Origin of the sequence: Mesorhizobium sp. M0904, from assembly GCF_040319475.1 — a bacterium.
GTDB lineage: Bacteria > Pseudomonadota > Alphaproteobacteria > Rhizobiales > Rhizobiaceae > Mesorhizobium.
Window position 1 is genome coordinate 284,030 of sequence record NZ_JAMYOC010000002.1, and the last position, 21,258, is coordinate 305,287.

17 protein-coding genes and 1 pseudogene are annotated in these 21,258 nt (G+C 59.1%); 3 read left to right on the forward strand and 15 right to left on the reverse strand.

What is annotated here, in order from left to right:
• Positions 1–180: 180 nt before the first annotated feature.
• The 4 genes from NKH80_RS03840 to NKH80_RS03855 are packed head-to-tail and all read right to left on the reverse strand — an operon-like array spanning position 181 to position 6,871.
• Complete coding sequence (locus NKH80_RS03840) at positions 181–2,397, reverse strand: GumC family protein (RefSeq protein ID WP_352884549.1); 2,217 nt, start codon at positions 2,395–2,397, stop codon at positions 181–183.
• 1 nt (position 2,398) lies between these two features.
• Positions 2,399–4,393 (reverse strand): asparagine synthase (glutamine-hydrolyzing), encoded by a 1,995-nt coding sequence (asnB, locus tag NKH80_RS03845; RefSeq protein WP_352989722.1) that lies wholly within the window; start codon positions 4,391–4,393, stop codon positions 2,399–2,401.
• A 4-nt stretch (positions 4,394–4,397) separates the two neighbouring features.
• Positions 4,398–5,654, reverse strand: a complete 1,257-nt coding sequence (locus tag NKH80_RS03850; RefSeq protein ID WP_352704724.1) for an O-antigen ligase family protein — start codon at positions 5,652–5,654, stop codon at positions 4,398–4,400.
• On the reverse strand, positions 5,651–6,871 hold the full coding sequence (locus NKH80_RS03855; RefSeq protein ID WP_352884552.1) for a glycosyltransferase family 4 protein: 1,221 nt from the start codon (positions 6,869–6,871) through the stop codon (positions 5,651–5,653). Before NKH80_RS03855 ends, NKH80_RS03850 begins: the two co-directional genes overlap by 4 nt.
• Before the next feature lie 886 nt (positions 6,872–7,757).
• Between NKH80_RS03855 and NKH80_RS03860 the strand changes: the two genes are divergently transcribed.
• Together NKH80_RS03860 and NKH80_RS03865 are read left to right on the forward strand one after the other, a co-directional pair.
• Positions 7,758–9,689, forward strand: a complete 1,932-nt coding sequence (locus tag NKH80_RS03860) for a calcium-binding protein (RefSeq protein WP_352989724.1) — start codon at positions 7,758–7,760, stop codon at positions 9,687–9,689.
• A gap of 1,097 nt (positions 9,690–10,786) precedes the next feature.
• On the forward strand, positions 10,787–12,586 hold the full coding sequence (locus NKH80_RS03865; protein WP_352989727.1) for a calcium-binding protein: 1,800 nt from the start codon (positions 10,787–10,789) through the stop codon (positions 12,584–12,586).
• Between the two features lie 153 nt (positions 12,587–12,739).
• Here NKH80_RS03865 and NKH80_RS03870 read toward each other — a convergent pair whose 3' ends face one another.
• Together NKH80_RS03870 and NKH80_RS03875 are read right to left on the reverse strand one after the other, a co-directional pair.
• Complete coding sequence (locus tag NKH80_RS03870) at positions 12,740–13,723, reverse strand: aldo/keto reductase (protein WP_352989730.1); 984 nt, start codon at positions 13,721–13,723, stop codon at positions 12,740–12,742.
• A 10-nt stretch (positions 13,724–13,733) separates the two neighbouring features.
• The gene (locus tag NKH80_RS03875; RefSeq protein ID WP_352648301.1) at positions 13,734–13,889 is read right to left on the reverse strand and encodes a YjiS-like domain-containing protein; all 156 of its coding nucleotides are present in this window, start codon (positions 13,887–13,889) and stop codon (positions 13,734–13,736) included.
• 234 nt (positions 13,890–14,123) lie between these two features.
• Between NKH80_RS03875 and NKH80_RS03880 the strand changes: the two genes are divergently transcribed.
• Positions 14,124–14,993, forward strand: coding sequence for a LysR family transcriptional regulator (locus NKH80_RS03880; RefSeq protein WP_352648298.1), 870 nt, complete (start codon positions 14,124–14,126; stop codon positions 14,991–14,993).
• Positions 14,994–15,202: 209 nt separating this feature from the next.
• Here the strand turns inward: NKH80_RS03880 and NKH80_RS03885 are convergent, their stop codons facing one another.
• The 9 genes and pseudogenes from NKH80_RS03885 to NKH80_RS03925 all read right to left on the reverse strand — a co-directional run bounded on the left by NKH80_RS03885 (position 15,203) and on the right by NKH80_RS03925 (position 21,251).
• Complete coding sequence (locus tag NKH80_RS03885; protein WP_352648295.1) at positions 15,203–15,601, reverse strand: MBL fold metallo-hydrolase; 399 nt, start codon at positions 15,599–15,601, stop codon at positions 15,203–15,205.
• A gap of 36 nt (positions 15,602–15,637) precedes the next feature.
• Complete coding sequence (locus tag NKH80_RS03890; protein WP_352479336.1) at positions 15,638–15,988, reverse strand: MurR/RpiR family transcriptional regulator; 351 nt, start codon at positions 15,986–15,988, stop codon at positions 15,638–15,640.
• A 5-nt stretch (positions 15,989–15,993) separates the two neighbouring features.
• Positions 15,994–16,818 (reverse strand): 3-methyl-2-oxobutanoate hydroxymethyltransferase, encoded by an 825-nt coding sequence (locus NKH80_RS03895; RefSeq protein ID WP_352479337.1) that lies wholly within the window; start codon positions 16,816–16,818, stop codon positions 15,994–15,996.
• 50 nt (positions 16,819–16,868) lie between these two features.
• A pseudogene (locus NKH80_RS30085) lies at positions 16,869–16,955 on the reverse strand (hydroxypyruvate isomerase); the annotation flags it as partial.
• A gap of 5 nt (positions 16,956–16,960) precedes the next feature.
• A complete protein-coding gene (locus NKH80_RS03905) occupies positions 16,961–17,266 on the reverse strand; it encodes a MocE family 2Fe-2S type ferredoxin (RefSeq protein ID WP_352704704.1) in 306 nt (101 codons plus the stop codon).
• 11 nt (positions 17,267–17,277) lie between these two features.
• Positions 17,278–18,237, reverse strand: a complete 960-nt coding sequence (locus NKH80_RS03910; RefSeq protein ID WP_352989738.1) for a sugar phosphate isomerase/epimerase family protein — start codon at positions 18,235–18,237, stop codon at positions 17,278–17,280.
• Positions 18,234–19,238, reverse strand: a complete 1,005-nt coding sequence (locus NKH80_RS03915) for a Gfo/Idh/MocA family oxidoreductase (RefSeq protein WP_352989741.1) — start codon at positions 19,236–19,238, stop codon at positions 18,234–18,236. Before NKH80_RS03915 ends, NKH80_RS03910 begins: the two co-directional genes overlap by 4 nt.
• 138 nt (positions 19,239–19,376) lie before the next feature.
• Positions 19,377–20,171, reverse strand: coding sequence for an ATP-binding cassette domain-containing protein (locus tag NKH80_RS03920; protein ID WP_287219718.1), 795 nt, complete (start codon positions 20,169–20,171; stop codon positions 19,377–19,379).
• A gap of 57 nt (positions 20,172–20,228) precedes the next feature.
• Entirely contained in the window at positions 20,229–21,251 is a 1,023-nt protein-coding gene (locus NKH80_RS03925; protein ID WP_352704698.1) for an ABC transporter permease, read from the reverse strand.
• Between the last annotated feature and the right edge of the window lie 7 nt (positions 21,252–21,258).

The following is a 21,258-nucleotide window of genomic DNA, read 5'->3' on the forward strand; positions in this document are numbered from 1 at the left end:
GCGGCTCCTGGCCAGTAGGTTCCGTTGTGACACCTCGGCCCCACGCTCCGGACGGATCTCTCCGCGGCAACCCCGGCTACGGGCGAATGGCCCGCGCCGGCAGCCGATCGGCGCGGCGCCTAAAACGGGGATTTTCAACGGGCGGTGGTGGGAAGTAGGCAACAGTAAAAGCCGAGCTCGTCATGCTCCCTCCAGCAAGAGATCAGCGCTGTCCCCAAACCGGTAACCCGCGTGCTTCCTGAGATTAACCTTCGTGAGAACGCTTGCGACGGGAACCGAAGCTGGCGTATCGCCCGCAAGCAAGTCTAGGACGCCTCGCGCGATGCTGCGTCGCGTTTTCGCCCAGCGAATGGCGAAAAGAACCACGTCACCCCAGCCTGTCAGGAGTCTGGCCTCTGGTCCCTCAAGCCCCAGCGGCCCATTTATGATGACCACCCGATAGACCGAGTGCAGTTCATCTTTGAAAGGGGAGCCATCGACACTGGACAGTAAGGGCAGCAGATCCTCCGACGGTGCGAGCGCCATGAAATCGATTCCGATTGCCGACATTCCAGCTATCGCATCACGCAGCGCACAACGGTCATTGATATAGTCTCCAAAAAAATTGTGCGGCTTACGTGCGCTGAATTCCTTCACAAACTCGCCTGTAAGGCGGCGGTCCGTGCGGTCCAGATCAATAAAGAGTACTCGCCCTCCAAGTCTTGTGGCCGCCAAGGCCATGCTCCATGCGAGCTCGGTCTTGCCATCATCCTCACTGCAGGATGTTATCAAGATTATGTTCGAGCAATCCCTCGCCCGCTGGGGCGCTGCAGCGACAAGCAGGGCCGTCACGGCGCGGCTGTATCTTGACTCCTGCTGACCTGAAACCAGCTGCTGCAGTCGCCTCGCGTGCGTTGTGGCAGCCTGGGGTATCAGCCCGAGGCACGGAACTTTGAGCGCGGCTTCAGCTTCGGCCTCTCCGTGCAAGGTGCTATCGAAGCGTTGGCGGACAAGTATGAAGATCCCCCCAATCAGGCCAAACACAACCATGCCGGGCGGAATAAGAAATATTGGCGACAGAGTCGTTGGATTGGTAGGAGGCCACGCCGCTGAGAGAAGCCTGACTCCGGGGGATGGACTTGCGATACGCCGCATCAAGTCTTGTTGCCGGGTCAAAAGGTCGTTGTAACGCTGCGTCAGGATGCCGACCTGGGGCTCGAGAGCGCGCAATCCGGAAAGCCGGCCGGCTGTATCGGCCACAACCGCATCCAGGACGTCCTTACGCTTTTGCAGCACCGCTATTTGGGAGCGATAGATGTTCGTCTCGGCAGCGACGCGGGCGATTTCTTGTTCGATCTCACGATCGATCGCATTTGTGACATCCTCATCTGTTGTGCCGTTGGCCTGGCGTGCCAAGAGATCGGCCAGCACGGGTGATCCGATGGTTTCGGCTACCGCGGCAACCGACGCGCCCCCCTTTCGCAAGTCCTGAATGTGTTGAAGTCGAGATTCCGATGCGGAGAGATCGGCTTTCGACAAGGAGATTTGCTGGGTGAGTTCGACTATCTCCTTGGCGGCATTATCCGCTGCACCTTGGTCGATCGCGCCATGGCTCAGCCGATACCTCTCAAGACGATCGGTCGCTTCTGCGAGACTGTTCTGTGTAGCTGGAAGTCCGGCAACTATCGATTCAAGTTCCAGTCTGTCCGATGCTTGGCTTTTCCTTGCCAGATCGCCAATATACACTTGGACAAAGGTATTGGCGATCAAAGCAGCTCGCGCCGGATCGTGATCGGTGAAGCCGACACTGATGACCCTCGATCGCAGCTCCTGGCCGATCCTTATACCCTTACGGAGTATCTTGAGTTCAGCCGCATCTGGCTCCGCCGGAGTGCTTCGCGGCCAAATTTTGGCCAGCAGATCGGCTGTACCCGAGCGCAACTTCGGCGGCTCGACGCCCGCAGGGTCAGCAGCAGAATTTTCGGTAGCAGCATCAACCTTTCTAGTATTGTTGAGAGCGTCCGTTTTGCGCAGCGCTGCCACCACGCTTCGCAGATGGCCTTGCGACGAGAGCATGGTGATGTGGTCGTCAATGCTGGAATCCAGCACATCTTGAGTAGAGACCGAGCCGCCGGCAGGGGCTGCTCTACTAGGTGCGTCGACGATTACCTGTGCGGTGGCTTCATACAGGGCAGGCCGTGCAAGACCCGCAAGCGCGGCTAATACACCGCCAGTGATGACCATGGCCAGCAGGAACCATTTTTTTCTTGAGAGGGTAATGAGGAGCTGATGGAATGGGGTTTGCGTGTCCATCTGTTCGCGTAAAGGCCGTTTCATGCGCGGAGCGATTTCGCGCGCAGGCACGTGCATTTCGTTAACGTGCGGAAGGTGGATGCGGCTAACTATGGACCCTTCCATCTTAATCTCCTGTAAGTTCGGGCACGCGAGAACCCGTTGCTGTGGGCGATGGCCGCCTTGCCTCGTTGTGCCAGGCCTGGAACATCAAAGCGGGCCACAATTCACGAGAATGGTCGTGCCTGCCGTCAACGTGATCGCGCCAGCACGCATCCACCTCTGCAAGGTCGAAAATCCCGTCTCCGGACAAACGCATATCGGCGACAAGGTCGTTTGCCCAACTCAGCAGCGGGCCTCTCAGCCAGACTGCTATAGGAACATCAAAACCTTGCTTCGGCCGCTCGATCAGCCGCTGCGGAACGTACCGGCGCAACAACTGACGAAGAATCCACTTGCCTTTGCCATTACGAACTTTCGTATTCGTCGGCAGGCGCCAGGCAAATTCGACAACCCGATGATCGAGCAGCGGGCATCGCCCCTCGAGGCTGTTGGCCATGCTGGCGCGGTCCAGCTTCACCAATATATCCCCGGGGAGGTATCCAGCCATATCGTCATACAAAAGACGGGACAGCAGCCCATCAAGCCGGTGATCGACGTGAATTGATGAGGGTGGCTGGTGGAGGCTCAGGTTCTCGTTCGATGATCCCGTAAGTCGCCGATACAACTCGTCCTCGTTGGCTGCAGCAAGCAGCTGAGCTAGGCGATTCAGCCGATCCCCCCGAAGCGCATGCCGTGCACCCTCCGAAAGCGGCAGCTTGCCGACGAGATCGTGGCGGGCTGCACGGGCCAATAACCCAGTGCCTGCCGCGAGCGCCCGACGCAGTGCTGACGGCAGAATATGCTGTCGTCGCAGGCGGGCCGCCATGAAGTGGCGGGCGTAGCCGGCGAAGCATTCATCGCCACCGTCGCCCGACAGAGCCACCGTAACGTGCCGCCGGGCGAGCCGCGCCACCAGCAGAGTTGGTATCTGCGATTCGTCAGCGAATGGCTCGTCCCAGATCTGCGGCAGTTCTGGAATGACGTCGCGCGCTACGGCAGCCGAAAGGTGGAGTTCGGTATGGTCGGTCCCCAGATGGCGCGCGACTTCCGCAGCGTGGGGAGCCTCATCGAACCCGCCCTCTCCGAAAGCGATCGTGAACGTGCGCACGGGCTTTTCCGATTGAGCCTGCATAAGGGCCACAACCGTCGAGCTATCTATTCCGCCCGACAGGAAGGCCCCGAGCGGGACGTCAGCGATCATGCGCTCCCGAACGGCAAGTCGAAGCAGGCCGTCCAGTTCATTGGTGAGTTCCTCGTCGCTGCCGGCGACCTGTTCCGCCCGCCCTTTCGTGGCGGCTTCGGCCAGCGACCACCAGTGTCGAATGCGATGCGACAGACAGGCGACACTGCGTTCCCCGGAGAACTCAGCGGCCGTTACCGACAGGACCGAACCCGGCGGCAGCTTGAACACGCCTCGCCAAATGCAGCTGTCATCCGGTACCCATCCCTTCGAAAGCATTGCCGCGGCCGCATCGATATCGAGCTCCTGGCAAAACCCTGGAAAACGGTTGATCGCCTTCAACTCGGAAGCAAAAACAAGTGCATCGCGTGTTGAGGCGATATAAAGCGGCTTTTTACCCATTCGGTCGCGGGCGAGATGGAGCGTCCTTGTCCTAAGGTCCCACAATCCTAAAGCGAACATGCCGGCGAAACGGGTGAGTGCTTTTTCGAGGCCCCAACTCTCAATTGCGGCGAGCATGACTTCGGTATCGCTGGCGCTCCGAAAATGATGGCCTGTACTCTCCAGCTCACGGCGCAAATCACGGAAATTGTATATTTCGCCGTTGAATGTAATGACATATCGGCCGCTTTCAGAATGCATCGGCTGACGGCCAGCCTCCGACAGGTCAACTATGGCCAGCCGCCTGTGACCGAAGGCGACCCCCGATTCACAGTTTACCCAGAATGCCTCGCCATCCGGCCCGCGGTGACGAAGTGCGGCCGTCATCTGCTCTATTGCCCTGAGCGGCCTCGTGTCGGCTGAATCGGAGGCAAGAAGAATTCCGGCAATACCACACATACCATTACCCCGGATTGTTGGAGATTGCAGAAACTGCTTTCGGCGTACCGGCGACAAGGCAGATGGTTAGCGCAAACCATACGATCGGGTGGCGGATGATCAGATGCGGCATCCCGAAGATGATGATTGACACCACGAGCGCTAACAGCGCGTCGAGCTTCGCACGCCACACCGATATGATGGCGGCGCCGACTATCCAGACCAGCGCCAGAACCGCAATGAGACCACCTTGAGTGTACAGGTCGAGGATCGTGTTGTGAGCCTCGAAGGGCCGTTCCAGAAATTGCGAGTCGAACACTGATGGGCGCTCGAGATGCGGACCTGGACCAAGGCCCAGCGACCCGGATTCGGCGCCCTTCTCCAGCGCTTCGTTCCAGAGATGCACGCGGAGTGCGACGGTTTCGGCAGTGGCCTCGCCGCCTTTGTCCTTGGTCAGGCCCTTGGCGAAATTTTCGAGGACGCTCGCCTCAGTTACGGCGTAAGGGGTTATCGCGATCGCCAACGGAAGGATACCGACAAGCAACAGGAGGACGGCTTGCCGTGAAAAGCTGACTCTGTTGCCACCGGTCTTGAGCCATGTCCTGATCCGCAGCCCGAGGAACGTCAGGCAGGTCAGGATGCTGGTGTACAAATAGGTATCGCTCTTTGTCAGCCTCCCGACATAGAAGGTCAGGAACAAGCTGGCGATCCCAAGAAACCTGCCCCATCGATTGCTGGTGGTGGTCGCAAGATGCAAGGCTAGCGGGCCAAAGATTGCGCAGTAGAGCGCGAGCTGGTTTGGATTATGCGACCAGCCACGAAAGCGGTCCCAGTACCAGGGATCGACGCCAGCTTGGGGGATCCAGCCCCAGCCCTGTCCCAGCTGAATGGCAAGCGCGATATTCGCGATGCCCACAACCCACCAGCCAGTACGACGCAGCCGGCGATCAGCGTCGGGTTCTGCAGCGGCAAGGCAGGTGATGCTGACCAACAGCAGGTAGGCCATCGTATCGTGCATCAGGCCCGTCAGATATAGAATTGTGGTCAGATAGCCGACGACGGTGCCGATCCCGAGAGCAAGCGCCATGATCGTCCAGAAGCTCACAAGGCGTGTCAGCGCCGGCCTTGTCTCCAGGTGGCCCCCGGCGAGTACGCGCCCAATCGACAGCATGATCCAAAGTACGATGAACAGTTCGCCAACCCCTAAGGGCGACCCTGGAATGTCGAGTTGCACCGCATAGGTCGTTGCGAGGCCGCAGGCCAGGATCGCGTCCCGGATCATCGGCGCCAGTCCAATCTGCTTCTCGCAGCACCCTCTCCAAACAAGATCGGAGACGCCGGTCGGGCGAGATCGCTGTGGGGTTTGGCGCCAAGGATATTTTTGTACAGATCGCAATATTGGGCCACCACCCGCGGCAGCGCGAACTGCTCCCGGACAAGTTCGACGGAACGACCGCCCATGACCTTTCCGCGACTGCGGTCGGAAAGGATGTCAACTATTCGAGATGCAAGACCATTGGCGTCGTGCGGTTGGACAAGATAGCCGTTCCATCCATCCTCGACCACTTCATTGCAGCCGGGCATGTTCGAGGCAACGATGGGCAAACCCGCCAGCCCTGCCTCGAGCAGGACGCGCGGGATTCCTTCCCGATATTGTGTGGGGAAGGCGAACACGTCGGCCATGCCAAGAAGGGCTGAAACATCGCGTCGTGGGCCAAGCGCGATAACATGAGGAGCGTGTCGATCGATTTCCGACTTGTCGACTGCAAATGGACCTTCGGACTCCCAAGGGCCGACAAGCACGAAACGAGCGTTAGGTCTTTTGGAAAGGACGCGGGGCACTGCTTGAAGCAGTATCGGGATGCCCTTCTGGCGGGTCAGCCGGCCCACAAAAATCACGATCTCCGCTGACTGGAGCCCTAATTCCTTGCGCATTTTCGTTGCCGGCGGAGCAAGATGCCTCGCCATGGCGAACGCATCGACGTCGATGCCAGAACTGCGGATCACTCTTCCGCTGCCGGGTTCAATTAATCGAAAGCGCTTGAAGAAGGCCTCATCGTCCCGGTTCTGAAACACCGTCGCTGCCGTCCAGAAGGAAGCAAGCCACTGCAGTCCGCAAAAGATTGGACGCAAGGCCAGAGCCCGCGGTTCCAGCGAGGAGAATGTCCAGCCGAGGCCGTTGATCGTGCGTACGACCGGAACTGTTCCGCGCAGCGAAAGGGGTGCCAGCAGGTTAGGCTTGGTGTCGAAACTTTGGACAATGTCAGGCCGGAGTTCCGCAACCAGTTTCCGAATCGCTCTTACGGCGGTCCACTCGCCACCGCCGCTGGCAAATCGGTCGAAACCGTAGCCGCGATGCGGAATGCCATGCCGCAAAAACGCAGCCTCATCGCCGGTCGAAACCGCTGTGACCCGGAAGCCGCTTTCGCGCAGCGACATTAGGAACGGAATTCTCAGGGCGTGATCTTCGCCTCCCACACAAACGAGATGCGGATTCATCCCGAAGCTCCCGTCCGTGCGCCGTGTTTCGGTCGCATGAAGTAACTACCTTTCGCATCTGCTTTCATGGTTCTGCTTCGTTACTTCTGTGCGCGTGAAAGGGTACGGTAGGAGGAGGCTTGCCTACTGTCCTCGTCTGTTTGAATGAGGTAAACCGCATTGGGATCACGGCCTTACGCATAGCGCGAAGCACCTCGACGGCATCTTGTGGATACGCCGATGAATTGTGCCTCGAACTCTGGCGAGTTCTGCCAAGCCGGACTCGTCACTGATAAGCCAACCGAAGAAAGCCCTTCCGACAGTCGTGCGCTGTACGGCTGCTCTACGCTGGGATTCCTAAGCTCCCTGTCCGGTCCGCGTGTTACCAGGCATGATGATCAGCCCTCTCACCCACAACCCCTGACGCGACTTGCCTTCATGCGACCAGCGGGCAAGCCGATTCGACCCCTCCGATGTCGGAAACTGATCTGCCGACCGATATCCCGCGACGCGCGGGCAGACGCTTACGAATTGTCCACAACTAATTGGTTGCGGCAACGAGACTACGAAGGGCCTTGTCCCTTAGATTAAATGTTCTTATGATATGTAAATTTGCAGGTTAACAGCTAAATTAACAATTGAATTCCGCGACATGCAGGCTAAATTTTTAGACAATTAAACTATCTATTTCCAATTAATTGGATTGATCTGCATAGCCGTGCGAGCTTAACGTGGTTATATTCTTGATATTTATTTAATACATCTATTGGGATTTCTCTCTTCGTGCAGCATTCCTATTGGCGATCAACCATTCTATCAGCGCCTGCAGGTATGTGATTTGGCGCTAATATACACCCTCTAGTAGGCAATCCCCGGGGCGCTATCGAATGAGACAAAGGAATATTGGATGGCAACTCTGCACTACGCCTCGGGTGGTTCCGCCACCGAAATCGCAACCGCCGGCTTCAATCTGGCTGACGTTCAGTATGTTTCGCTGGTCAACGCATTGCCGGATGGCATGAAGGGTCTGGTGTACCTCAATGAGCACGAGGGCGTAACCTCATCCTTCATCGAGAAAATGACCCCCTTCCTCGGCAATCCGAATGTGTTTGGGTTCTATCTTGTTGACGAGCCCGATCCCACCGGCAGGTGGGGCACCTACGCAACCGCTGAGAATCTGAAGGCGGAATCCGACTGGATCCATGAGCATTTTCCAGGCGCCAAGACCTTCATCACCATGATGAACATGGGGTCCCCGACCAATCCGGATTTTACGAACACCTACAATCCGGCCAACACGCATATCGACTATTTCGGAATAGACCCCTATCCGGTGCGCACGGGAACGGACACGGTCGATTATGACATGATCGATCGAGCCGTGGCTGCAGCGGTGAAATCGGGCATCCCGGTTAGCAACATCGTTCCGGTCTATCAGGCCTTTGGCGGCGGTAACTGGGAGACTTCCGATGGCGGAAGACAGGTCATGCCCACCCCCGAACAGATGCAAATCATGATCGATCATTGGGCCGCACTGGTGCCGTCACCTGCCTTCGACTACACCTACAAATGGGGAACGCAGAACGGCGACACCGCACTTGAAAGCTCCCCGGAACTGCAAGCCGTTTTCCGGGAGCACAACCTCGCTACCACCGGGACCGAACCGCCTCCCGTCGAGACAAGCGACACCTTGTATGGCACCAGCGGCGACGATGTGTTTCACGGAGCCGGCGGCCACACGATGATCGGCTATGGCGGCAATGATACCTATTATGTCGACGATGTCCGCGATAAGGAGATTGAGGCTGCGGGCGGCGGTACCGACAAAGCATTCGCCTCCGTAAGTCATGCGCTTGCGGCCGGATCGGAAATCGAACTTCTCGCCACCAACAGCCCGTCCGGCACCACGGCGATCAACCTGACCGGCAATGCGTTCGCCCAGACTATCCAGGGCAATGCCGGCGCCAATGTCATCAACGGCGCCGGTGGGGCCGATACGTTGGTCGGCTATGGCGGCAACGACACGTACTATGTAGACAATGTCGGCGACAGGGTGTTCGAGTCGGTGGGCGGTGGTACAGACAGGGTGTTCGCTACTGTAAGCCACACGCTTTCGGCCGGCTCGCAGATTGAGCTTCTTGCCACCAACCCGTCAGGCACATCGGCGATCAACCTCACCGGCAATGAGTTCGCCCAGAGCATCGGGGGCAACGCCGGCGCCAATGTCATTAATGGCGGCGGTGGCGCTGATACGATGGTCGGCTATGGCGGCAACGATACCTACTATGTGGACAATGCCGGCGACAGAGTTTACGAGGCGGTCGGCGGCGGTACCGACAGGGTGTTCGCTGCTGTGAGCCATGCGCTTTCGGCCAGTTCACAGATCGAGCTTCTCGCCACCACCAGCCCATCCGGTACGTCAGCAATCAACCTGACAGGCAACACCTTTGCCCAGACCATCCAAGGCAACGCCGGCGCGAACATCATCAATGGTGGCGGCGGTGCCGACGTCTTGACCGGTAACGGAGGCAATGATGCCTTCATGTTCAACAGCGCTCTTGGAGCCGGCAATGTCGACAGGATCACCGACTTCAACAAGCTTCAGGACAAGATCCAGCTCGACGACGCGGTTTTTGCCGGGCTTAAGCTGGGAGGCCTTTCATCCGATGCTTTCTTTGCGGGTGCGGCCGCACATGATAGCTCCGATCATATCATCTACAACAACTCAACCGGAGCACTCTCTTTCGACAGCGACGGGATCGGTGGCGCAGCTCAAATACAGTTCGCCACGCTCTCTCCAGGTCTGTCGCTTGCAGCAGGTTCGTTTCTTGTGATCTGAACGACCCGGAACGGCGGACCTTCTGCTCGAGCCGGTCCGCCGCTCCGTCTTTGTTCAAGCACCGGATTTTTCCAAAGCGGGTGCCCATTCGGGCTTATACTCAACCTTCGTCACCAGCGGGTTCGCTAGCAGGGTATCATTGAAGGGTGGCTTGAATCTGCCCGCCACCGAGTTTACTCGGCGCGGTTCGCGGCCCGCTTCCGTGTCTTGAACGGACTTAGTGCATCTCAGTGAAAGAGAAGCTCATCGCACCCTGCATGACGACGAAGCAAAACGGCTTCGCGAGTAATCCGGTGTGCACTTTCTCGTTTCTTTACTCTTATTCGATTCTTGTCGGCAACGCACGGTCAGATCCCATCTGAGCCCGGTATCGAGTATCAGATCCCTGGGCCGCTATCAGATCCGCTGCGCAATAGCGGCCATGGCTTCACAAACCGCCCCTTCGCAGATCACGATCGATAAATCGGGACTGCCAATTACTTGAGCGCGAGAGCAGGAACCAGGCACCGCGAACCCGGCAGTCATTCCGCAGTTGTCGCTCGCTTGTAAACGTGGGCCGAACCGCTTTGATGTCGCTTAAGTCTTCGTCATGGGCGAGTGCGGTAGGCGCTCCAACTGGGAACCGCCCCTATTCTCACCTTGAGCGGCTTCCTACATTGACTGATCTCGATCACGGAGATCTGCCGCCCGCTGAGCGCGCAGATGCCTACGAATTGTCCACAACTAATTGCTTGCGGCAGTGAGACCGCGGAGCGGCTTGGCTCTTGTGGTTAACGTCTGTCTGATTTTCATCTCGTAAGGTAAATTGATAAATCAAAAACAAACAAGAATGTAATTTCCCGTAATTTAAACGTCATAAGTTGCAAAGCCACAGCTATTTCAAAATAAAGTCGCGATTCCGCCGGGATTGTGACCTGAGAAAATCGATAAGTTTCTTGTGTACAGCCCGCTTTTATCAAAAAAAGCCACAATTAATGCAGCATTCCTACAAACGCTCAATGATTTTATCAACTAGTGTCTTTATGTGATTTGGCGCTAATATACACCCTCTAGTAGGTAGGCCTCGGGCGCTATCGAACGAGAAAAAGGATTACTGGATGGCAACTCTGCACTACACCTCGGGTGGTTCCGCCACCGAAATCGCAAACGCTGGCTTCAATCTGGCCGACGTTCAATATGTTAGCCAGGTCAACGCATTGCCGGATGGCATGAAGGGCCTGGTGTATCTGAATGAGCACGAGGGCGTAACCTCATCCTTCATCGAGAAAATGACCCCCTTCCTCGGCAATCCGAACGTGTTCGGATTCTATCTTGTTGACGAGCCCGATCCCACCGGCAGGTGGGGCACCTACGCAACCGCTGAGAACCTGAAGGCGGAATCCGACTGGATCCATGAGCATTTTCCGGGCGCCAAGACCTTCATCACCATGATGAATATGGGATCCCCGACCAATCCGGATTTTACGAACACCTACAATCCGGCCAACACGCATATCGACTATTTCGGAATAGACCCCTATCCGGTGCGCACGGGAACGGACACGGTCGATTACGACATGATCGATCGAGCCGTGGCTGCAGCGGTGAAGTCGGGCATCCCGGCTAACAACATCGTTCCGGTATATCAGGCCTTTGGCGGCGGTAACTGGGAGACTTCCGATGGCGGAAGACATGTCATGCCCACCCCCGAACAGATGCAAACCATGATCGATCATTGGGCCGCATTGGTTCCGACGCCCGGCTTCGACTACACCTACAAATGGGGAACGCAGAACGGCGACACCGCGCTTGAAAGCTCCTCCGAATTGCAAGCCGTTTTCCGGGAGCACAACCTCGCTACCACCGGGGCCGAACCTTCCGACACCAGCGACGGCAGCGCTGCCGCGACACCCCCTTCCGATGCCGCCGCCAGCGATAGCAGTTCGACTGTGACTGCCCCATCCCATGACGCCACCGGCGACAACACTTCGACTGCGACTGCCCCTTCCCATGACGCCACCGGCGATATCAGTTCGACTGCCACGGCCCCTTCCCATGACGCCACCGGCGATAGCAGTTCGACTGTAACTGCCGCTTCCGACGACGCCACCGGCAATACCAGTTCGACTGCCGCGGCCTCTTCCGAAGCCGCGACGGGCGATAGCAGTTCCACTGCAATTGTGCCTTCCGCTGCCACCGCTGCCGATAATAGCTCTACTGTGGCCGCCTCCGACTCCAAGACCAGCCATGGCACTTCTACTGCGACTGCTACCGCCATCGCCCCTTCCGACGCCAGCACTAGCGATAGTAATTCTGCTGGAGCTGCGACTTCCCACCGCACGGCCAGTCACGGAAAGGCCACCAGTGATGCCTCCCATGCAAGTGCAAGCACCGACGAAATGGCGGGCCATAGCGGCAACGACACCTCCCATGTCGACACTGGCGGCAACAAGATGGACGATTTGGGCAGCGGCGTTGACCGGGTGCTGGCTGTGTTGAGCCATGCTCTTTCTGCCGGCTCGGAGTTTCTCGCCACCAACAATCACTCCGACAGAACGGCAACCAACCTGACCGGCCATGGGTTCGCCCAGACCGTGCAGAGCGGTGAAAATGTCGGGGCCCAGGCAAAGAACGGCGCCGCCGCCGAGATCATGTCGGGTCACGGAGGCAACGATGCCTTCGACTTCAGCAAGCTTCAGGACAAGCTCCACCTCGATCAAGCCGCTCTTGCCGAGCTTAAGTCGGGCGGGCTTTCATTGCATGCGTCTCCTGCTGGTACGGCCACGGATGATGGTTCCCACCACATCATCTTTGACAGCTCAACCGGGTCGCTCTCTCTCGACAGCGACGCGGTCGGCGGCTCAGCTCAAGCGCAGCTCGCCACCCATCTCCCGTTGCAGCATCACTCTTTGATCTGAAAACCGGAGCGGCGGACCTTCAACTCGAGCGTGTCCGCCGCTCCTTCAATCGCGCCACGGAAGCTTGACTAAGAAAAATGCGATGTCGGCAGACAGCAGAGAGATCGAAGTTGGTCGCGTTATCGCCAATGCGAATTTCGGATTCGCCACACCCTAAGCAGTCTCGGCAATTTTCAGCACGGCGTCGATCTCGGCCATCACCGCTGCCGGCAGCGGCCCTTTTTCCAGCGCACCGAGATTGTCCTCGACCTGCTCGGGCCGCGTGAAGCCGGGAACCGGCAGCGCGATTGCCGACTTGGCGAGGATCCAGCCGAGCGCGCCCTGCGCAAGCGTGCGTCCGCCCGACGTGAGCAGGTCGCGGATTGCCGAGAGCCTTGACAGATAATGCGGGTTGGCGGCCCCATCCCTGAAAAATACCATCCATTCGGCATTGCCGCCGCGCATATCGTTGGTGGGCAGCCGCATGGCCGGCGTGTATTTGCCGGTGAGCAACCCCATTGCCAGCGGCAGCCGGCTGAACGAGACGAGGTTCTCGCGCGCCGCAACGGCCATCAGCCCGTTCGCCGGGGTAAACACATTGAAGTCGTTCTCTACGGCGACGAAGCCCTCGCGCGGCGCGTAGGCGGCAAGCCGTTCGCGGTGATCGGTGCTCCAGCCGAAGCCGCCGATCTTGCCCTCCTGGCGCAACAGGCCGAGCGTATCGAACACCTCGCCGGCGCGCTCGATCGGATACTCGTTGATATGTAGCAGCGCGACGTCGATACAATCGCGCTGCAGGCGCTGCCGCGAATTGTCGATCGATGTCCGGATCGCTGCGGCAGAGGCATCCTCGGGAGCAATCTTGCGCGTTTCAGGATCGCCGAAATAGCCGACCTTGGTGACGATGACGGCTTTGTCCTTACCCGTCAACGCTCGCCCGAGGATCAGTTCGGCATTGCCGGCGCCATAGGCGGCCGCCGTGTCGAACACCCGCGCGCCGATCTCATAGGCCATCGCCAGCGCGGCTTGCGACCTGATGTCATCGACCTCGCCATAGGTTGTCGCCGTGTCACGCCAACGCGCGGGGCCACCCGCCGCCCAGGTGCCGATGCCAATGCCCGGTACCGAGCGGCCATCCCAAAGCTCAATCATCTGCATGCCCGGTTCCTCAACGACGCACGCTGGCGTGGCGGGCATGCTCGCGGATCTCTTCGCGAGAAATGCCAGCATCCGCAAGTGTGCTGTCTGGGGCCCGCCTCAAGCTCGCAAGCGTCTGGCGATAGGCAAGCCAGCGGGCGAAACGGTGTCGAAGTTCATCCAACATGATCGTCTCCTTTGGCGTGGAGAATGCCCGCGCGCTTGGGTTGGTCGAAAGCGCAAAGCATCGGCGCGAAGCGCATGCGCGATCGAAAAGATTGCGGTGGCTTCTTAGCCAGCCGAGGCGCTTGTCACTGTCCCGCCAAGCAAGAATGTCCAACGCGTCCAACGCCTGCATACTTGCGCATGATGCCCCTTCGCGCTACAGCCACGGTCGCAAGGAGTTTTTCATTTCTGCAAAATGGATATCGGCTGGGACGATCTGAGGTTGTTTCTCGACGTTGCGCGGCTGGGTGGCTTGAGCGCAGCGACGGGAACCACGCGCCTCAGCGCAGCCACCCTTGGACGACGCGTCACCGCGCTGGAAAAGCAGATCGGCGAACCTCTGTTCGTGCGCCAGCAGACCGGCTACCGGCTGACCCCGGTCGGCGAAGAACTGCTGCGGCGCGCCGAAGACGTCGAGGCAGCAATGCAGTCGCTGACCCGCTGGCGCGAGGGAAACCTGCCCGACCGCATTGTCCGCGTCTCGGCCGGGCCATGGACGTCGGCCTTCGTTTCCGCCCATATCGGCGAGATCTGGACGGTCGATGACGGCATAAGGGTGGAGCTTGTCACCACGACCGAGCGGGTCGACATCGGCCGCCGTGCCGCCGACATCGGCATCCGCAGCGAGCGTCCGACCGAGCAGTGGCTGGCCGGCCGTCAGAGCGGCAAAGTCGCTCACGCCATTTATTCCGGACGTCACCTGATCAACGGCATCGCCGCTGGATTGTTCGTCGGCGTCACCGGCGAAGGCGCAAACGTTGCATCGGCGCGCTGGCTGCAAGCCCATCACGGCGACCGCATCGCCGTACGTGGCAACAACACCCATGCGGTGCGTGAACTGGTGGCCGCCGGCGCCGGCCTTTCGGTCTTTCCGTGCTTCGTCGGTGACAGCGATCCGCGGCTGGTTCGCGTCGCTCAGCCTATCCCCGAGCTCGAAACCGACCAATGGATCGTCACCCATCACGAGGAACGTCACTCGCCGCCGGTACGAAAAGTCGCCGACCGGATTGCCGCCTTGATGCGGGCGCACCAGCCGCTGTTTCGCGGCGAGACGCCGATCCGGTAAGCCTCAGGCGTCGATCGGCCGCCAGTGGATCAAGAATCAGATATTTTGTGGGCCGGACGATGCGCCGCCGCTGTTGAGGACGCCGGAGTGAGGCGCGCTGCTCGTCGAGATCCTTGCCTTGGGCGAAGGGAGCGGTATAAACCGATCAGCACCGGGCCGCCTATCCGGTCACTCGTCCTCCTGCCGGCTCATAGCCGTATGCTTCGCCCTTACGCACCACGCGACCGATGCCCGGCCAGCCAAGGTGCGCGCCGGCGATCCACGTCCCCCGCCTTGGCCGCGTCACTGAAAACCTTCAGGCGGGTTGCGCGCGCCGTCGGCTGATCGTCGTCATGGCCCCAACTGAACGCGGGATTGCCGAACTGCAAGGCCGGCACATGAACGACGTCCCCGAAGAATAGGAAACGGTCCTCGTCCGTGTCGAACGCGTAGCCGGTATGACCGGGAGCATGACCCGGCAGGGCGACCGCCCTCAATCGCTCACCCACCAGGTCGCCATTCTCGACAGGCTTCAGCAGGGGCCGGAACTGCGCAAGGTGGGCGTAAGCGAAAAAGCTCCCAACAGCCGCCTCGGGAATTACGATCGCCGTCAAGTTTGGAAAGAGCACTCGGCTGTCGGGGTCAAAAGTCCGTGCACATGATCCTCAGCAGTTCGCCTTCACGTGTTCTTCCTGAAGTTTGAATCGATGCAGTATATGATTTCGGAAGCAGCTCTGCATTTCCACAAACGACCCAAACCCGAGACGCGATGCAAGTCGGGACACGGTCGCGGGTGATACATGGCATCGGCGCGCGATTGCGGCGGCATTTTCGAAAGCCACGTAATCCGGCTCCGCAAATATCACCCGGGCGACAGCCTCCGACTTCTCCGGAAGTGTCAGTTCCCTTTTGGCAATCAGCGCTTTGAGCTCGTCAAGCGATGGCGCTCGTCGGTTGTCAACTGATACGCGCTGTCGACCGCATGTCCGTGAGGGATAAGATGAGCCCACAGACATAGTTCTCAACCTTTAACTATCTTCATGAAGATATCGAACTCGGCATCCACAATCGGAACCGTGTGCTCGTAACCGGGATATCTGCCTGAATCGACGTCTGCCTTGTAGTCCTTAAAGGCAGCGACGCGCTCGTCCTGAATCTTCTCCAGCTCAGGGCCAAGGTTTCGATAAACTTTTCCGTGTCGCGGCTTATGGTTCTTGCCGTAACCGCAAACGTCTTCTGTGAAGAGGTACTGCGCATCGGCATATTTGCCAGCGCCCATGCCTAGCATGACAAGCGAGGAGTTTTCGGTGAGGAATTTCGCGACGCGATCTGGGACGACTTCCAGCTCCGCGCCGAAGACTCCTATTTGCTCCAGCTTTTGGGTGTGTCGCCAAATGCGCACTGCTTCGTCCGCGGTCTTGCCGACTGCGCGCCAACCCGTCCAGGTGATATAAGACGGCACTAGGCCGATATGGCCAACGACAGGAATGTAGTTGTCGCATAACGTCTTCTGGATGTCGTATGACGCCGCACAATAAAAGGCGTCGCCGCCTGTGCCGGCAAAGTGGAACGCTGCACGCAGATAGTCCTCCGCTGTTGCGAGCGGGCGGCCCGCGAAACTCCCATAGCTGCCATATGGCAAACCGACTTGTACGAAACAATCGCCGGCTGCTTGGCGCATTTCCGGATCGAAATATCGACCTTCGATGGAGAGCATATGGATGCCGGCAGCGGCTGCGGCAGCCGCCTCATCCGGCGTGCTGACGAAGAGCATGGAGATTTTCTGTCCGCTCTTCTTCATCTTGCGGATGTCCTCGACATGAGGACGGTTGTGATACATGCCCATAATCAGCCTCCGCAGGGGATCAGGCCGTCAAACAGCGCCTTGGCGATGAATGGCCAATTCATTTCGGCGCGCCAAGTAATCGGGCGGTCGCGCCAGAGCATCTCGGCGCAGGCTGCAAGCTGGAACGGCTGGTCCATATGGCTCAGATCTCGATCATGACGCGGCCATTTTCGACCTTCGTCTTGTACGTCTTGAGATTCTCGCAAGCGGGCGGGGTCTCTACGTCGCCGGTCGTGAAGTCGAAGACGGATGCGTGTTTAGGGCACTCCACTGTATTCCCCATGACGAGGCCGTCAGCGAGATGAATACTCTCGTGCGTGCAAAGCCCGTCGGTGCAGAAATATTCGTCCCCGTCATTTCGAAAGATCGCAAAGGTGCGACCGCCATGATCGAAGCGCCTGGCTTCCTCGGCTTCGATGTCGGCGGCACAGGCGTCGATCCAAGGCATGGAATCTTCCTTCAGATGGCTTGCGGTTTGTAATCGGCGGGGGCGGACGGCATGACCCCCTGCAGCAGCGCCACGGACTTTTCGAGTCCCTCCAGAGAGTTCAGGAGGACGTCTTCATGCTCGATGGAAAGCCAGCCGTCATAGCCGGCCATCTTGAGGCGATAGCAGAATTGCCGCCACCACTCCTCCCCGTGGCCGAAGCCAAGCGTGATGTAGCTCCATGACCGGGCCGGAAGATCCATCAGGCTGCCATTCTCGAGCAGAGAGGTCGTCGCCTGCACCGGTGCGTTGAGCATCGTGTCCTTGGCATGAACGTGATAAACGGCCTCGCCGAGCGCCTGGGCGGCCACAAGCGGATCGGCACCCATCCAGAACAGGTGGGAAGGGTCCAGATTGGTGCCGATGATCGGTCCGACCGCCTGCCGTAGTTTCAAAAGCGAGGGTACGTTGTAGACGCACTGGTTGCCATGGAGCTCCAGCGCAATGCGCTCGACGCCGTTCGCGTTCGCAAGCGCGACGATCTCGGTCCAGAACGGGATCAATTTCTCTTCCCACTGGTATTTCAGGATGGTCTGCGTTTCCGGAGGCCAGGACGAGACGATCCAGTTAGGTATCGTGTCGGTAGCATTGCCGGCCGGGAGCCCGCTCATGGTGCAGACGGTACGGATGCCAAGTTCGCCAGCGACACGGATTGTGTCTCTCAGCCCTTCGCGCTGGGCCGGGTCGGTTGGGTGGAGCGGATTGCCATTTGCGTTGAGGCAGATGATCTCAAGCCCACGCTCCTCGAATGCTCCAACGAAACGTTTCTGGCCTTCTTTGTTGCCCAGCATGGACGAAAGCCGAAAATGCGGTGCCGTGGACCAGCCACAGGTGTTTACCTCGACGCCGGAGACACCCATGCGCTTCGCATGATCCAGCATCGTTTCGAAGGGCAGGTTGCTGAGGCTGTCTGAAACGAAACCCAGCTTCACGCGTAAAACTCCGGCTTTGCGATCATTTGAACAGGTACGCGGCGGCCCTCATGCAGCGCCTTCACGCCCGCCTCGGCAACGATGGCGGCGCAATAACCGTCCCAGCAATTCGCTGCGGTTGCGGGGAACTCACCAGTCATGACGAAGCGTAGGAAGTCGCGGTTCTGCCGACGGTAGGCATCGGCATAGCGGGTCCGCCAGTCGGAGTCGTAGCTCGTGCTCTGTGTAAGCGCAGAATCGATGCGAGTGTAGGCGACGTTGTTCATCGCAACGGTGCCCCGCTCGCCGATCAGCTCGGCACGGACATCGTAACCATAGGCGGCATTGTTGTTGATCTCGATGTTGACGAGTTGGCCATCGACCGTCTCCAGCACCATGAAGACAGGCGCGACCCGGGCATCTGAGCGCTTCGGCTGGAAGGCCGAAATCGACGCATATTCCGTCGAGAGCACATAGCGCACGACATCGAACTCGTGTGGAGCCGAATTGGTGATAGCCATTGCGCCGGTGAAATCTGCAGCCGGCGTTTCGACATTCCGGTGAAAATTGTGCATAATCAGGGGCCGGCCAAGGCGGCCGTCTGCGAGCGCCCGCTTAATCTCTTCGTAGGAGCGATCGTAGCGCCGCATGAAACCAAGCTGGACGAATTTCGCGCCCGACTTCTGTTCGGCCTCCATCACCGCGATACAGTTAGCGGACGCTTGGGAGAGGGGCTTTTCGCACAACACACGCTTGCCGGCGGCAATACAAGCTTTCGACAGCGGCGCATGCGTGGCATCGGGACTCGCCACGATGATTGCGTCCACGTCCTTCCGCGCGGCAACGCCTTCTGGATCGGTGGAGATGTCGAGCGCACCAAAGGTGTCGGCAACAGTGCGGGCACGCGCCTCATCCATGTCGCACACCAGCTGAAGGCTTGCTCCGGGAAGGTCTTCCGCCACTATCCTGGCGTGGTCGGCGCCCATCACACCGGCACCGATCACCGCAATCCGTATTGTCATATTTCTTCTGCTTTGTTCGACGTGAAGAGGCTGGTGGCGCCAAGGGTCATCAGGGCCGGTCGAAGGCAGAGGTTTCCCGAGGAAAACGATCGGGCCGCCCGCCCATCCAGCTCGAGAGGCGGCGCATTTTCATTGTGATCATGCATGCAATTCATGTTCGATTTCCGCCTCGAGGTCAGCCATGGTTTCACCGCCGGCCATCAGATCGGTGATCTCCTCGCGGGTTTTCTCGCGCTTCCGGAAATCGGCGGCGATCGCACCGCGAATGAGGACGGCGAAATGGTCTCCCACCGCCATCGCGTGCATCACCTGGTGGGTGATGAAGACGACCGCGAGACCGCGCCGCTTGGCTTCATTGACGATGCGCAGCACGTGAGCTGCCTGCTTGACGCCGAGCGCTGCTGTCGGCTCATCGAGGATCAGAACGCGAGCGCCGAAATGCACGGCGCGGGCAATGGCCAAAGACTGGCGTTCCCCGCCTGACAGGCCACCAACAAGCCGGTCACCGTCGTCGATACGCGTGATGCCGAAATCCCGCACCGCTTTCACCGCGATCTCGTTGGCGCGCTTGCGGTCGTAGATCTTGAACGGACCCCAACCCTTTGTCGGCTCCAACCCAACGAAGAAGGAGCGGCCGATGCTCATTAAGGGGAACGTTCCGCCGAACTGGTGCACGGTGGCAATGCCCCGCTCCTGCGCAGCGCTCGGACGGTCGAAGCTGACCGCCTTTCCGTCCATCAGTATCTCGCCGCTGGTCGGCTTGTGGACGCCTGCCAACACCTTGATGAGAGTGGACTTTCCTGCGCCGTTGTCGCCGAGGAGACACAAGACCTCACCCCGGCGAATTTGCAGCGAGATGTTATGCAACACGTCGATCGGGCCGAAAGACTTGTTGACATTTTTCAGTTCGAGAATGGCAGGTTTTTCGCTCATAATTATCGCATCTTCGTTCTTCCAAGCAGTCGCTGATCGCAACTGCAGCCGCATCGCTCAGTGCTGTATGGGTGCCCTCGGCACGCTTTGTTTTGAACCTCGCCGGTAAGACAGAGCCAGTTCCCGGAATGCCTGATTCATCAGCACCGCCGTCAAAAGCATCACGCCGATGATCAGGTTCGACCAGTTCCGGTCGATCTGGGTGAAGTAGATGCCCTGGCTGACAATGGCGAACGTGATGGTACCGACGAAGATGCCGATGACCGAGCCGAACCCTCCCGTGAGCAGCACGCCGCCGACCACCACGGACACGATCGCGTTGAAGATGAAGTTCATTCCGCCGGAAACCTGGGCCGAGTTGAACAGGATCGCCTGGCACATGCCAACGAATGTGGCGCTGACGGCGGACAGCACGAACAGTGCGATGGTCATGCGGCTTGTCGGAATGCCTGCATTGCGGGCGCTGACGCGATCGCCGCCCATTGCAAACAGCCAGTTGCCAAAGCGGGTCTTGTGCAGCACGAAGCCAATGATGACAGCGAACACCACCCACCAGACGATGATGACCTGGTGGCTTCCACCGATAAGCTGTCCGAACAGGAATTTGGCCCATTCGGGCGCGGTGACGGCAACGCTAGCGTTGCCAGTTAGCAACACGGACCCACTGAGCACCAAGCCCTGCATCGCAACCAGGGTGGCGAGCGTAATGATCAACGAAGGCACCGAGGTGCGGATCGTCAGCAAACCATTGACAAGGCCGACCGCCACACCGACCGCCAGGGCGCCGGCCATGCCCACCGCGATGGGCAGGTCATAGTAGCCGCTAAGGATGGCGGTGGTCATAGAGCCCGCGGGAATCAATGCGCCGATGGAGATGTCGAGTTCACCCGAGATCATCAGCAGACCGACCGGAATGGCGACAATGCCGAGATTGGCGGCGAAGTTCACCCAACTCGCCGCCCCAAGGAGTGTGCCCAGGTCCACGCCACCGAAAAATACGAAGAACAGCACCACCCCGATCAGGCTGAGGATCGAGCCTGCTTCCGGGCGGCGCAACAAGGATTTGATTGCCTCAGTCATGGCGGTC

Bases quoted from the DNA above. Each gene is read 5' to 3' on its own strand.
- NKH80_RS03850 (WP_352704724.1), bottom strand. From the start codon at position 5,654: ATGATCCGGGACGCGATCCTGGCCTGCGGCCTCGCAACGACCTATGCG.
- NKH80_RS03865 (WP_352989727.1), top strand. From the start codon at position 10,787: ATGGCAACTCTGCACTACACCTCGGGTGGTTCCGCCACCGAAATCGCA.
- NKH80_RS03890 (WP_352479336.1), bottom strand. From the start codon at position 15,988: ATGTCTGTGGGCTCATCTTATCCCTCACGGACATGCGGTCGACAGCGC.
- NKH80_RS03855 (WP_352884552.1), bottom strand. From the start codon at position 6,871: ATGAATCCGCATCTCGTTTGTGTGGGAGGCGAAGATCACGCCCTGAGA.
- NKH80_RS03920 (WP_287219718.1), bottom strand. From the start codon at position 20,171: ATGAGCGAAAAACCTGCCATTCTCGAACTGAAAAATGTCAACAAGTCT.
- NKH80_RS03840 (WP_352884549.1), bottom strand. From the start codon at position 2,397: ATGGAAGGGTCCATAGTTAGCCGCATCCACCTTCCGCACGTTAACGAA.
- NKH80_RS03915 (WP_352989741.1), bottom strand. From the start codon at position 19,238: ATGACAATACGGATTGCGGTGATCGGTGCCGGTGTGATGGGCGCCGAC.
- NKH80_RS03895 (WP_352479337.1), bottom strand. From the start codon at position 16,818: ATGGGCATGTATCACAACCGTCCTCATGTCGAGGACATCCGCAAGATG.
- asnB (WP_352989722.1), bottom strand. From the start codon at position 4,393: ATGTGTGGTATTGCCGGAATTCTTCTTGCCTCCGATTCAGCCGACACG.
- NKH80_RS03925 (WP_352704698.1), bottom strand. From the start codon at position 21,251: ATGACTGAGGCAATCAAATCCTTGTTGCGCCGCCCGGAAGCAGGCTCG.
- NKH80_RS03875 (WP_352648301.1), bottom strand. From the start codon at position 13,889: ATGTTGGATGAACTTCGACACCGTTTCGCCCGCTGGCTTGCCTATCGC.
- NKH80_RS03870 (WP_352989730.1), bottom strand. From the start codon at position 13,723: ATGCAGATGATTGAGCTTTGGGATGGCCGCTCGGTACCGGGCATTGGC.
- NKH80_RS03860 (WP_352989724.1), top strand. From the start codon at position 7,758: ATGGCAACTCTGCACTACGCCTCGGGTGGTTCCGCCACCGAAATCGCA.
- NKH80_RS03880 (WP_352648298.1), top strand. From the start codon at position 14,124: ATGGATATCGGCTGGGACGATCTGAGGTTGTTTCTCGACGTTGCGCGG.
- NKH80_RS03905 (WP_352704704.1), bottom strand. From the start codon at position 17,266: ATGCCTTGGATCGACGCCTGTGCCGCCGACATCGAAGCCGAGGAAGCC.